This window comes from Bacteroides sp. FSHCM14E1 (assembly GCF_019633785.1).
GTDB lineage: Bacteria > Bacteroidota > Bacteroidia > Bacteroidales > Bacteroidaceae > Bacteroides > Bacteroides hominis.
In genome coordinates this window covers 487,060-500,308 of the sequence record NZ_JADKYL010000002.1, presented here as the reverse complement: position 1 = coordinate 500,308, position 13,249 = coordinate 487,060, and the positions used below count along the sequence as shown (strand labels likewise).

Below are 13,249 nucleotides of genomic sequence, written 5' to 3'. Positions count from 1 at the left end.
CTAATAAATAGATGCATATTAGCATTTTTTGTATCTTCGTGCGCTAAAACCAAAGATGAAGAAAATAATAATAACAAATAAATCGTATTAATCAAAATGGCAACATTACAAAACATTAGATCCAAAGGACCCCTGTTGGTGATCGTTATTGGTTTGGCTTTGTTTGCTTTCATTGCGGGCGATGCCTGGAAAGTTCTCCAGCCACACCAGTCGCATGATGTAGGCGAAGTCAACGGAGAAACTCTTTCTGCTCAGGACTACCAGAATATGGTAGAAGAATATACTGAAGTCATCAAGTTCTCCAGCGGAATGAGTTCATTGAACGATGAACAAACCAATCAGGTGAAAGACGAAGTATGGCGTAGCTACGTGAACAATAAACTGATTGAAAAAGAAGCGAAGAAGCTGGGGATTACAGTTTCAAAGGCTGAAATTCAGTCTATCATCAACGAAGGTGTGAATCCGTTGCTGCAACAGACTCCGTTCCGCAATCCGCAAACGGGTGCTTTCGATAAAGATATGTTGAAGAAATTTTTGTCTGACTATTCTAAAATGGACAAAACTAAGATGCCGTCTCAATATGTAGAATACTATGAAGGCATGCATAAACTTTGGTCATTCGTTGAAAAAACTCTGATTCAGAGCCGTCTGGCTGAAAAATATCAGGCATTGGTGACAAAGGCTCTTTTCTCTAACCCGGTTGAAGCACAAGATGCTTTCGATGCAAGAGTGAACCAATCGGATGTACTGTTGGCTGCTGTGCCTTATTCTTCAATTGTTGATTCTACGATTACAGTGAAAGAATCAGAGCTGAAAGATCTCTATAATAAGAAGAAAGAACAGTTCAAACAATATGTTGAAACACGCAATATCAAATATATCGACGTACAGGTGACTGCCAGTGCGGAAGATAAAGCCGCTATTCAGCAGGAAGTGACTGATTATACAAATCAGTTGGCTACTGCTAATGGTGATTATACTACTTTCATCCGTTCGACAGGATCTGAATATCCTTACGTTGATTTGTATTACACTAAAAGAGCTTTTCCGTCAGATGTAGTTGCACGGATGGATTCAGCTTCAGTGGGACAGGTATATGGTCCTTATTATAATGCCGGTGATAATACCATTAACTCTTTCAAGGTTTTGTCTAAAGTGGCTGCTGCCGATTCTGTACAGTTCCGTCAGATTCAGGTTTATGCTGAAGATGCTGCTAAAACAAAAGTTTTGGCTGATAGTATTTATACAGCAATTAAAGGTGGGGCCGACTTCACCGCTTTGGCTAAAAAGTATGGACAGACAGGTGAATCCAACTGGATTTCTTCTGCTAACTACGAAAATGCACAGATTGATGGTGACAACCTGAAGTTTATCACCACGATCAACAACCTGGGAGTGAACGAACTCTCTAATGTAGCATTGGGACAGGGTAACATCATTTTGCAGGTTACTGACAAGAAAGCTGTGAAAGATAAATATAAAGTTGCCGTAATCAAACGCGCAGTTGACTTCAGTAAAGAAACTTATAATAAGGCATATAATGACTTCAGTCAGTTTATCGCAGCCAATCCGACGGTAGAAAAGATGGCGGCTAATGCTGAAGAAGCAGGTTATAAATTGCTTGAAAGAAATGATTTGTATAGCTCGGAACACGGAATCGGTGGTATCAGAGGAACCAAAGAAGCTCTGAAATGGACATTTGCTGCAAAACCCGGTGAAGTTTCCGGTTTGTATGAATGTGGTGAGAGCGATCGTATGTTGGTTGTCGGCTTGGTTAACGTGATCGAAGAAGGTTATCGTCCTTTGGCTCAGGTTCAGGATCAGTTAAGAGCAGAAATCATTCGTGATAAGAAGGCTGAAAAAATTATGGCTGACATGAAGGCTGCCAATGCAACTTCTTTCGATCAGTATAAATCAATGGCCAATGCAGTGAGCGATTCAGTGAAACACGTAACATTTGCGGCTCCTGCCTATGTAGCTGCTTTGCGTAGTAGCGAACCGCTGGTAGGTGCTTATGCATCGGTAGCCGATATTAATAAACTGAGCGCTCCTATCAAAGGTAATGGCGGTGTATTTGTATTGCAGGTATATGCCAAAGATAAGTTGAATGAAACATTCGATGCCAAGGCAGAGGAGGTTACTCTGGAAAATATGCATGCCCGTCTGGCTGCCCGTTTCATGAACGATCTTTATCTGAAAGGTGATGTAAAAGACAAGCGTTACCTGTTCTTCTAAAAACAAGACTCGTTTTTTATTAAAAATAGTTTTATAGATAAAAGGTCATTCCTTGTGGAATGGCCTTTTCTTTTTGTTCTCTCTTTCCTTCTTCTTATTAACTTTTGTCCTTTCTCTTTTCAAAAATCAACTTTTATTCCTTACATTTGCATGAATAAATAAATATTTGTAGTAAATATGCCCAAATATCCGCTTTTAGGAATGACTCTTACCGAATTGCAATCTGTTACCAAAGACTTGGGGATGCCGGCTTTTGCGGCCAAACAGATAGCTTCCTGGTTGTACGATAAAAAAGTGACTTCTATTGACGAAATGACTAATTTGTCGTTGAAGCATAGAGAATTGCTGAAAGGCGAGTACGATTTGGGAGTAGTCGCACCCGTGGATGCTATGCACTCCATAGATGGTACGGTGAAGTATCTTTATCGCGTGGGAGAGAACCATTTTGTTGAAGCGGTATATATTCCTGATGAAGACCGGGCGACACTGTGTGTGTCTTCCCAGGTGGGGTGTAAAATGAACTGCAAATTTTGCATGACGGGCAAGCAAGGATTTACAGCAAGTCTGACTGCCAATCAGATTTTAAATCAGATCGCGGCATTGCCGGAGCGGGACAAGTTGACCAATGTCGTTATGATGGGGATGGGTGAACCGCTTGACAACTTGGATGAAGTTTTAAAAGCATTGCATATCCTGACAGCTTCGTATGGATACGGTTGGAGTCCAAAACGTATAACTTTGTCGTCGGTGGGGTTACGGAAGGGACTACAGCGTTTTATTGAAGAAAGCGAGTGCCATCTGGCCATCAGCCTGCATTCTCCCTTTCCTTCACAGCGTTCAGAGTTGATGCCTGCCGAAAGAGCCTTCTCGATAAAAGAGATGGTCGATCTGTTAAAAAACTATGATTTTAGTAAACAACGCAGACTTTCGTTTGAATACATTGTTTTTAAAGGCGTCAATGATTCGTTGATTTATGCCAAAGAGCTGGTAAAGTTACTTCGTGGGCTTGATTGCCGGATGAATCTGATTCGCTTTCATGCCATTCCCGGAGTGGATCTTGAAGGTGCCGATATGGAGACTATGATGGCATTTCGTGATTATCTGACGTCGCACGGATTGTTTACTACGATTCGCGCTTCAAGGGGAGAAGATATTTTTGCTGCCTGTGGTATGTTATCGACTGCCAAGCAGGAAGAGAGTGACAAGAATTAATATAAATTATCAGCTTCGTAGACTATATGTATACGGTGATTTCGTAGTTTTGTGAAAACATTAAAATTGATGCATATGAAAAAGTACCTGTTTTACCTCAGTATGGCTCTTGTAGCAGTAGTATTGTTTTCTTGTAAAGGCGGCAAGAAAAGTGTGTTTACTCCAACTTCCAGCGGACGTGCTTACGAAATCCTGGTGGTCGTTGATAATCCTGTGTGGGAGCGTCCTGCCGGTAGAGCTTTGTACAATGTGCTTGATACAGATGTACCCGGACTTCCGCAATCGGAACGTTCGTTCAGAATCATGTCTACTTCTGCGAACAATTTCGATGCTATCCTGAAGCTGGTACGTAATATTATTATCGTAGATATACAGGACATCTATAGTCAGCCTAAATTTAAGTATGCCAAGGATGTATATGCATCTCCTCAGATGATTCTGACTATTCAGGCTCCGGACGAAGCTACATTTGAAAAGTTTGTGAATGAAAACAAGCAAGCAATTATCGACTTCTTTACCCGTGCCGAGATGAATCGCCAGATTTCCTTGTTAGAGAAAAACCACAATGATTTCATTTCGAAGAAGGTTAACAGTATGTTCGATAGCGACATCTGGCTTCCGGCTGAGCTGGGCAGTTCAAAGACTGGAGAGGATTTCTTCTGGGCAGGTACGAATACAGCTTCCGCTGATCAGAATTTTGTGATCTACTCTTATCCGTATACCGATAAGGATACGTTTACGAAAGAGTTTTTCATCCATAAACGCGATTCTGTGATGAAAGCTAATATTCCGGGAGCTAAAGAAGGTATGTATATGTCGACAGACTCTACTACAGTCGAGGTTCGTCCAATCGATATTCATGGCGACTATACAATGGAAGCACGTGGGCTTTGGCGTATGAAGGGTGACTTCATGGGTGGTCCGTTTGTTTCGCACACTCGTCTGGACAAAGCTAACCATCGTATTGTCACTGTAGAGGTATTTATTTACTCACCAGATAAATTGAAACGTAACCTGATGCGCATGTTGGAAGCATCTCTGTATACTTTGCAACTTCCTACTGAGAAGAAGCAGGAGCAGATTCCGATGGGCATAGAGCAGGAGGAGAAAACTAACAAATAACAAAATGGAAGATAACAAAATAAAAATTGGTATCACTCAGGGAGACATAAACGGGGTAGGATACGAAGTAATCTTGAAGACTTTTGCCGACCCCGTCATGTTGGAACTTTGTACACCGGTCATTTACGGTTCGCCGAAGGTGGCTGCATATCACCGTAAATCACTCGATCTGCCTACTAACTTCAGTATTGTCAATACTGCTGCAGAAGCTGCACACAATCGGTTGAGTGTAGTCAATTGTACGGATGACGAAGTGAAAGTCGAGTTTTCAAAACCCGATCCGGAGGCCGGTAAAGCAGCTTTAGGGGCACTTGAAAAAGCGATAGAGGAGTTCAGGGAAGGGTTGATTGATGTCATTGTGACAGCTCCTATTAATAAGCATACAATTCAGTCCGAAGGATTCGCTTTCCCCGGACATACTGAATATATTGAAGAGCGTTTGGGAGACGGTTCGAAATCTCTGATGATCTTGATGAAGGAGGATTTCCGTGTGGCTTTGGTGACCGGTCATATTCCGGTTCGGGAGATAGCTTCTTCGATAACCAAAGAGCTGATTCAGGAGAAACTTGTCATTTTCAACCGTTCGTTGAAACAGGATTTTGGAATCGGCGCACCTCGCATTGCAGTGTTGGCACTGAATCCACATGCCGGAGATGACGGGTTGCTCGGTACGGAAGAACAGGAGATCATTTCTCCGGCTATCCAGGAGATGGCTGCTAAAGGAATCTTATGTTATGGTCCTTATCCGGCTGACGGCTTTATGGGATCGGGTAATTTTACCCATTTTGACGGAGTGCTCGCTATGTATCATGATCAGGGACTGGCACCTTTCAAGGCATTGGCCATGGATGAAGGTGTGAATTATACGGCAGGTCTGCCTGTGATACGCACTTCTCCGGCGCACGGCACGGCCTATGATATTGCAGGAAAAGGGGTTGCTTGTGAAGATTCATTCCGGCAAGCCATTTATGTAGCGATTGATGTATTCCGTAACCGCCAGCGTGAAAAGGCAGCACATGCCAATCCGTTGCGTAAACAATATTACGAAAAAAGAGACGACAGTGATAAACTGAAGCTCGATACAGTAGATGACGATATTTAATCAGGAAGGGAGTTTAGTGCGAATATGACAAAAGCGGAAATACAACAAGTAAAACTAAGGTTCGGTATTATTGGTAACACTGAAGCCTTGACGCGTGCGATAGATGTTGCCATACAGGTAGCGCCTACCGATTTGTCCGTGCTAATAACCGGAGAGAGTGGTGTCGGCAAGGAAAGCTTTCCTCAGATTATTCATCAGTATAGCCGTCGTAAACATGGCCAGTATATTGCCGTGAACTGTGGTGCTATTCCTGAGGGGACCATTGATTCGGAACTATTTGGGCATGAAAAAGGGGCTTTTACAGGTGCTATTGGTGAGCGGAAAGGATATTTTGGCGAGGCCGACGGAGGGACTATCTTTCTGGATGAAGTCGGGGAGTTGCCTTTGCCTACTCAGGCGCGTTTGCTTCGTGTGCTTGAAAGCGGAGAGTTTATAAAAGTAGGTTCTTCCAAAGTGCAGAAAACAGATGTCCGTATTGTGGCTGCTACCAATGTCAATCTGACACAAGCCATTGCTGAAGGGCGTTTTCGTGAGGATTTGTATTACCGTCTCAATACGGTACCCATCCAGATTCCTCCTTTGCGGGAACGTGGAGAAGACGTGCTGTTGCTGTTCCGCAAATTTGCAAGTGATTTTGCGGAGAAATATCGTATGCCTGCGATACAACTGACCGAAGATGCCAAACAGGTTTTATTGTCATATTCATGGCCGGGTAATGTGCGCCAATTGAAGAATATCACGGAACAGATCTCCATCATTGAGACAAATCGTGAAATCAATGCTTCTATTTTGCGGACCTATCTGCCTGCCCAGAATACACAACGACTGCCGGCTTTGTTCGGTGTAAAGCCCGGGAAGAGTTTTGAAAGTGAACGTGAAATTTTATATCAGGTTCTCTTTGATATGCGGCAGGATGTGACCGAACTGAAAAAGCTTGTGCACGAAATCATGTCCGAACGCGGAGCTGTAGCTTCCAATGTTGGTACGTTTTATGCCCCGGCTCCTGTTGTGACGCCTCCGCCTTCTGTACCTGCCCTAATCCATCCGGTCAAGCCTAATTGTCCCGATGACGATGACATACAGGATACCGAAGAGTATGTTGAAGAGTCTCTTTCGCTGGACGAGGTAGAGAAAGAAATGATACGTAAAGCCCTTGAGAAACATCATGGCAAACGAAAAAGTGCGGCAAAGGACCTCAATATCTCTGAGCGTACCCTTTACCGAAAAATAAAAGAATATGGATTGGAATAAAAAGATAATGCGAATCTCACTACTGGTTGTCACGCTGGTAGTGGGCATCTCGTGTACTGTTTCTTATAAATTTAATGGTGGTAATATCAATTACGATAAGGTAAAGACTATTTCTATAGCCGACTTTCCTATAAAGTCGGACTATGTTTATGCACCGTTAGGTACTAAATTCAATGAAGATCTGAAAGATATCTTCCTTCGCCAGACTCGCCTGAAGCTGGTGAATAATAATGCCGACCTTCAGATTGATGGAGAAATCACCGGATACAACCAGTATAACCAAGCTGTTTCGGCCGATGGATACTCTTCTGAAACGAAGCTGACGATTACGGTAAATGTTCGTTTTGTGAATAATACGAACCATGAGCAGGACTTCGAACAGCAATTCTCGGCTTTCCGTGTCTACGACTCAAGAGAGTTACTGACAGCTGTTCAGGACGGACTGATTGCGGAGATGACCAAAGAGATTACAGATCAAATATTTAATGCAACGGTAGCAAATTGGTAATTGGGATGATTTCTGCTAATTTACAACAATGGATTCAGCATCCTGAAACGCTGAATAAAGATACTTTGTACGAGTTGCGGACACTTGTCACACGCTATCCTTATTTCCAGTCGCTGCGTTTACTCTATCTTAAAAATCTTTATCTGTTACACGATATCTCTTTCGGTGCGGAGCTTCGTAAAGCCATATTATATGTGGCAGATCGCCGGAAGCTGTTTTATCTGATTGAAGGTGAGAGGTATATTTTGAAGCCCCGTAAAAAGAATATGCCTTCCGAAGCAGAAGTGTTGGAGGAAGAGCCCGGTCTGGATCGTACACTCTCCCTGATCGATGCTTTTTTGGCCACTGTGCCTGAAGAGGTTTCCGGGCAGACAAGTCTGGACTATTCAACGGATTATACTACTTATCTGTTACAGGAAGATGAAGAAGATTCCGCTCCGGAACAGTCGGAGATTCCGAAACTTCGTGGGCATGAATTGATCGATGGCTTTATCGAGAGAAGTGAGGGAGAAACATCCATTCGTCTGCAGCCCGCAGCTAACAATGAAACGCTTCCCGTGGAAGAAGAGGGGGAGGCGCATCATGAAGAAGATGAAGATGATAGCTGTTTTACCGAAACATTAGCCAAAATATATGTCAAACAGCACCGATATTCCAAGGCACTTGAAATTATTAAAAAATTAAGTTTGAAATATCCAAAAAAAAATGCTTACTTTGCAGACCAAATCAGATTTTTAGAGAAATTGATTATTAACGCTAAATCAAAATAACAAAATGTACTTATTATTAGTTATCTTAATGGTTATTGCAGCCATACTGATGTGCTTCATTGTGTTGATTCAGAACTCAAAAGGCGGTGGTCTTGCTTCTGGGTTCTCGTCATCTAACCAGATTATGGGTGTACGCAAAACTACAGACTTTCTGGAAAAGGCAACTTGGGGCTTAGCTGCATTTATGGTTGTGATGAGCATTGCTACTGCTTATGTTGTTCCGACTTCTTCTTCTAAAACGCAAGATGTCATCATGGAACAGGCTCAGCAGGAAGAACAGACCAACCCGTATAACCTGCCTGTAGGTACTACTGCACCGAAGACGGATGCTGCTGCTCCGGCTGAAGCACCTGCAACAGAAACTCCGGCAACCCCGGCAAACTAACAACAGATTCTTTTTAAGAAACGATAAGTGAAGCTGCAATTTCAAACCGAAACTTGCAGCTTCACTTGTTTTTAGCCGTAAAATGTATCTTTTTGTTAGGCATACAAGGCGGATTTAGTTACCTTTGTTCGCTATAACACTTTTACTAACTTCTGAGTTTAAATATTACAATGACAGAACAATTGAGAAACAAACTGAGTGACTCCAAAACACTTCGTTGGAGTGTGCTCGCTCTGGTCGCTTTTACTATGCTTTGCGGCTATTTCCTTACTGACGTAATGTCTCCTTTGAAACCCATGCTCGAAAAAGAGCTCCTTTGGGATAGTTTGGATTATGGATTCTTTACCAGCGCTTACGGGTGGTTTAATGTATTCCTGCTGATGTTGATTTTTGGTGGTATCATTCTCGATAAGATGGGAGTTCGTTTCACCGGAATGGGAGCCTGTATACTGATGGTGCTGGGTTGTGGACTGAAATATTATGCTATTTCTACAACTTTCCCCGAAGGCGCTTTGATTATGGGCTTCAAAACTCAGGTCTTTCTGGCTGCTTTAGGATATGCTATCTTTGGTGTAGGTGTAGAGATTGCAGGTATCACGGTTTCCAAGATTATTGTAAAATGGTTTAAGGGCAAAGAGATGGCTTTAGCCATGGGACTTGAGATGGCAACCGCGCGTATCGGTACTACTTTGGCAATGGTACTTACTGTTCCTATTGCCGATTATTTTGGCTATACGGATGAAAGTGGCAGTTTCCATACCAATATTCCGATGCCTATTTTGTTGTGTCTGATTATGCTGTGCATCGGTACTATCGCCTTCTTTATCTATACCTTTTATGATAAGAAACTTGATGCTTCTTTAGATGCTCAGGGAGAAGAACCGGAGGAACCGTTCCGTATGAAGGATGTTATGCTTATTGTTACTAATAAGGGATTCTGGTTGATTGCTTTATTGTGTGTATTGTTCTATTCCGCTGTCTTCCCCTTTATTAAATATGCAACCGACTTGATGGTGCAGAAGTATAACGTAGATCCTAAATTGGCCGGAAATATCCCAGGATTACTACCGATAGGGACCATCTTCCTGACTCCGTTGTTTGGTACTCTTTATGACCGTATCGGTAAGGGAGCTACATTGATGATTATCGGTGCCGTTATGTTGATTGGCGTACATACTTTGTTTGCGCTTCCTATCCTTAATGTATGGTGGTTTGCCACTGTAATTATGATAATTCTGGGTATTGCCTTCTCACTGGTGCCTTCGGCCATGTGGCCTTCTGTTCCGAAAATTATTCCGGAGAAACAACTGGGTACAGCCTATGCCCTGATTTTCTGGGTACAGAACTGGGGATTGATGGGTGTTCCTTTGTTGATCGGATGGGTACTGAATACTTATTGCAAAGGTCCCGTTGTAGATGGTGCACAGACCTATGATTATACTTTGCCTATGTCTATCTTTGCTTGTTTTGGTGTTTTGGCACTGATTGTGGCTTTGATGCTGAAAGCTGAAGATAAGAAGAAGGGATACGGATTGCAGGAAGCGAATATTAAGAAATAACAGAATATGGCAGACGCGAAAGAGAAAATAAATCTTCTGGATGTAATTCCTTTCCGTAGTGAGAATATTACAGCCGAAAAGGGAAGCGATGGTACCGTTACCATTGCTTTCCCCCGGTTTAAATATGAATGGATGCGGCGTTTTTTATTGCCCAAAGGAATGTCTCCGGATATTCATGTCCGGCTGGAAGAACATGGTACTGCCGTATGGGAGTTAATTGACGGGAAGCGGACCGTACGCCAGATTATTGAAGAACTTGCAGAGCATTTCGATCACGAAGAAAATTACGAATCGCGTATTACTGCTTATATCACCCAGTTGCAGAAGGACGGATTTGTGAAATTAGCAGTTACAAACTGACGGTGTTTGAAAAGCACAATTTAAGAAAATAAAAAAAACTCCGACTGACCTGTATAGATCAGCCGGAGTTTTTTTATCAGTTTTATTCTCCTTCTTCCCTATCTACTTTAATCAATCCTCCTGTAGCCGGATTGAAAGTAACTTGTACGGTCGATTTTTTATTGAAAAGAGCCGGAGCCAGATATTCAATTGTTCCGAACTGTGTAACGGGAAGTTCACCGTTAAACCATTCTTTTTTTCCTTCTATAAGCGTCACTTGCGCCTTACCGGGCACGTTATAAGCTATGCCGTCTACTTTCTTTTTGCCATCGTCTTCCGGTACATTGACTGTTTTCAGATTTTTCAGAGTAATGTAAACCGGTTCTCCTGCCAGGTCATTATTGGCAACTATACCCAGTTTCCTGGAAAAGCGGAAGGCCACTTCGTTATCCATCTCTTTTTCTGGATTCAGGCGGATAGTAAATATCCGCTCGTCTTTATTCAGTGTACCTGAGAACATTTCGGTCATGGCAGCTTCCTGTTCTTCCAGGTTGGCAAGCATTATCTTCAGTTGTTCTCCGTCTTTAGGCATGTTGTCTGCCTGTCCGCGTACTAAGGCGTTTTTGCTTTCGCGGATGTTGTAGATTTCTTTGGCGACCAATTCAGCCATTTTAGCTGTAGAACCTGCCATCAGAATCTCTTCTGTCAGAAAATCGCGTGGATTTACTTTTTTTCTCAGCGTAGTGGCTGGTTGTATAGGTGCAGACTTCTTCGGACTTAACGGTACATTGATCGATTTAACAATACCGTCTTCGGTCAACTCTATCAACGGAGCCACTGTTTTATCCTTCAGTTTGACGAAATAGGTATGGTCACTATCGGGGATACCGACAGATTTGGCTTTGACGCTGACCAGTTCCCAATATTCCTGAGGCTCTCCCGACACATCGGTCAGCCGCAGATAACGGTCGGCATATTTGCTGAATTCTCCCGGAGTGTATGTCACTTTATTGGCTTTGACTTCAATGTCGATTGCTGTTTTAGGAAGTGCATAGGTCACCCCGTAATCTTTTCCCCGGGTAACTCCCGCTGTAACTTCTGTCTGGGCATATGCCGAGGCAGAAAGTAACAGTCCTGTCAGTATAATTAGCTTTTTCATTTTCCGGTTTATTTTAACTGGTTTAAAAAACAAAGTTAATGAAGTTATTTGGAAAATCATAAGTTGTTAACCTTTATTCGCTTACCAGACGCCAGGCCATTGGCAGATAATTGACAATATCTCCGGCTGTCATACCGATAACGCCCTGCTTTTTGCGTGCGAAATCGCCGGCCAGACCGTGTACGTAAGTACCTATTTTAGCTGCTTCTTCAGCCGGGTATCCCTGTGTCAGTAAAGCCAGTACGACACCCGTCAATACATCTCCACTTCCGGCTGTCGCCATGCCCGGATTACCTGTGGAGTTGAAATAACATTTGCCCGAAGGGGTGATAATTGCTGAATAAGCTCCTTTTAATATAATATGTACTTTAGCGGTACGAGCCAGTTCACAAGCTTTCATCAGTCGCTCGTACGAATTCTGGCATTTGCCCACCATACGTTCCAGCTCCTTGGGGTGAGGGGTCAGGATGGAGCCTTTGGGGAGCGTGGTCAGTGCATGGCGGTGGTTGGCTAATATATTCAGTGCATCGGCATCCAGCACCAAAGGAGTCTGGCATCCACTGAGTTGCTCGAGCAATGCGGCTTCTGTTTCTTCTGAGCGTCCGATTCCCGGACCGATACCTACCGCCTGATAGTCATCTGTATCTGTGGGAAAAGCAAAGCAGGAATCACTGGCATCGAGTTCGACAATTGCTTCCGGGACGGAAATCTGTAGGATGTCATTGTTACGCATGGGTGCGTGTACAGTCAGCAATCCTACCCCCGAACGCATACAGGCACGGGCCGCCAGCACCGAAGCCCCTGCCATACCATACGATCCGGCAATCAGCAAGGCGTGTCCGAAATTTCCTTTGTGTGAAAAGGGGCTGCGGGGTTTGATCAAAGCATGTATCTCTTCTGCTTCCAATAAGGCATAATTGCTTTCTGTTTCTTCGATGGCTTCATGGCTGAGGTTGATATCCAGCAATTTCCATTCACCAACGAATTCGGCATTCTCTGCGAAGAGAAAAGCCAGTTTGGGCAATTGCAGGCTCAGTGTCAGATGGGCATGGATGATATTGGCTTTTACGTTAAATGTGTTTTCTTCTCCCATCAATCCCGAAGGGATGTCGATAGCAACCACTGTAGCAGGCGATGCATTGATATATTTCACTACAGCCGCGAAACCGCCGCTTAACGGTTTATTGAGTCCCGAACCAAAAAGTCCGTCCACTACCAAATGATCCATTGTCAGGGTAGGAGGTACAAATTGTGTGCTTACTTCACTGAACTTCACATTATCCATCATTTCCACCAACTCTTTGTTGGTCTGACAGTCGGCTGACAGTTCTCCTTTCGGGTTGAACAGATAGGCTTCAACCTTATATTCCTTTTCCGCCAGCATGCGGGCCACGGCAAGGGCATCTCCGCCGTTATTACCCGGTCCCGCAAATACCGTGACAGGAGTTGTGATGTCCCAACGTTCAGTGATGGCTTTTGTCAGTGCCTGCGCTGCCCGTTCCATCAGGTCGATCGATGCAATCGGTTCATGTTCTATGGTGTAAGCATCCAGTTTTTTGATGCTGCTACTTGGAAAAATCTTCATGGTGAACTTTTATTTTAAGTTT

Annotated in this window: 12 protein-coding genes; 10 read left to right on the top strand and 2 right to left on the bottom strand. The window is 43.4% G+C overall.

The window, feature by feature from the left end; genetic code table 11:
- The first annotated feature begins 96 nt into the window (after positions 1 to 96).
- From ISX59_RS05120 to ISX59_RS05075, 10 genes are all read left to right on the top strand, one after another.
- Positions 97 to 2,235 carry a peptidylprolyl isomerase gene (locus ISX59_RS05120; RefSeq protein WP_005775820.1) on the top strand — a complete coding sequence of 713 codons (2,139 nt, stop codon included), beginning with the start codon at positions 97 to 99 and terminating at the stop codon, positions 2,233 to 2,235.
- A gap of 177 nt (positions 2,236 to 2,412) precedes the next feature.
- Positions 2,413 to 3,447 (top strand): 23S rRNA (adenine(2503)-C(2))-methyltransferase RlmN, encoded by a 1,035-nt coding sequence (rlmN, locus tag ISX59_RS05115; protein WP_005775821.1) that lies wholly within the window; start codon positions 2,413 to 2,415, stop codon positions 3,445 to 3,447.
- 75 nt (positions 3,448 to 3,522) lie between these two features.
- Positions 3,523 to 4,569, top strand: coding sequence for a DUF4837 family protein (locus ISX59_RS05110; RefSeq protein WP_005775822.1), 1,047 nt, complete (start codon positions 3,523 to 3,525; stop codon positions 4,567 to 4,569).
- A gap of 4 nt (positions 4,570 to 4,573) precedes the next feature.
- Positions 4,574 to 5,671, top strand: coding sequence for a 4-hydroxythreonine-4-phosphate dehydrogenase PdxA (gene pdxA, locus ISX59_RS05105; RefSeq protein WP_005775823.1), 1,098 nt, complete (start codon positions 4,574 to 4,576; stop codon positions 5,669 to 5,671).
- A 24-nt stretch (positions 5,672 to 5,695) separates the two neighbouring features.
- A complete protein-coding gene (locus ISX59_RS05100; protein WP_005809949.1) occupies positions 5,696 to 6,922 on the top strand; it encodes a sigma-54-dependent Fis family transcriptional regulator in 1,227 nt (408 codons plus the stop codon).
- Positions 6,909 to 7,430, top strand: a complete 522-nt coding sequence (gene lptE / locus ISX59_RS05095) for an LptE family protein (RefSeq protein WP_005775825.1) — start codon at positions 6,909 to 6,911, stop codon at positions 7,428 to 7,430. Before ISX59_RS05100 ends, lptE begins: the two co-directional genes overlap by 14 nt.
- Positions 7,431 to 7,435: 5 nt before the next feature.
- Entirely contained in the window at positions 7,436 to 8,200 is a 765-nt protein-coding gene (locus tag ISX59_RS05090) for a hypothetical protein (RefSeq protein ID WP_005809945.1), read from the top strand.
- 4 nt (positions 8,201 to 8,204) lie between these two features.
- Positions 8,205 to 8,585, top strand: coding sequence for a preprotein translocase subunit SecG (secG, locus tag ISX59_RS05085; protein WP_005775827.1), 381 nt, complete (start codon positions 8,205 to 8,207; stop codon positions 8,583 to 8,585).
- A 170-nt stretch (positions 8,586 to 8,755) separates the two neighbouring features.
- Complete coding sequence (locus tag ISX59_RS05080) at positions 8,756 to 10,144, top strand: MFS transporter (protein WP_005775829.1); 1,389 nt, start codon at positions 8,756 to 8,758, stop codon at positions 10,142 to 10,144.
- A 6-nt stretch (positions 10,145 to 10,150) separates the two neighbouring features.
- The gene (locus ISX59_RS05075) at positions 10,151 to 10,504 is read left to right on the top strand and encodes a PqqD family protein (protein ID WP_005809943.1); all 354 of its coding nucleotides are present in this window, start codon (positions 10,151 to 10,153) and stop codon (positions 10,502 to 10,504) included.
- Between the two features lie 82 nt (positions 10,505 to 10,586).
- Here ISX59_RS05075 and ISX59_RS05070 read toward each other — a convergent pair whose 3' ends face one another.
- Together ISX59_RS05070 and ISX59_RS05065 are read right to left on the bottom strand one after the other, a co-directional pair.
- The gene (locus ISX59_RS05070; protein WP_005775831.1) at positions 10,587 to 11,642 is read right to left on the bottom strand and encodes a DUF4831 family protein; all 1,056 of its coding nucleotides are present in this window, start codon (positions 11,640 to 11,642) and stop codon (positions 10,587 to 10,589) included.
- A 73-nt stretch (positions 11,643 to 11,715) separates the two neighbouring features.
- Positions 11,716 to 13,227 carry a bifunctional ADP-dependent NAD(P)H-hydrate dehydratase/NAD(P)H-hydrate epimerase gene (locus ISX59_RS05065; protein WP_005809940.1) on the bottom strand — a complete coding sequence of 504 codons (1,512 nt, stop codon included), beginning with the start codon at positions 13,225 to 13,227 and terminating at the stop codon, positions 11,716 to 11,718.
- Between the last annotated feature and the right edge of the window lie 22 nt (positions 13,228 to 13,249).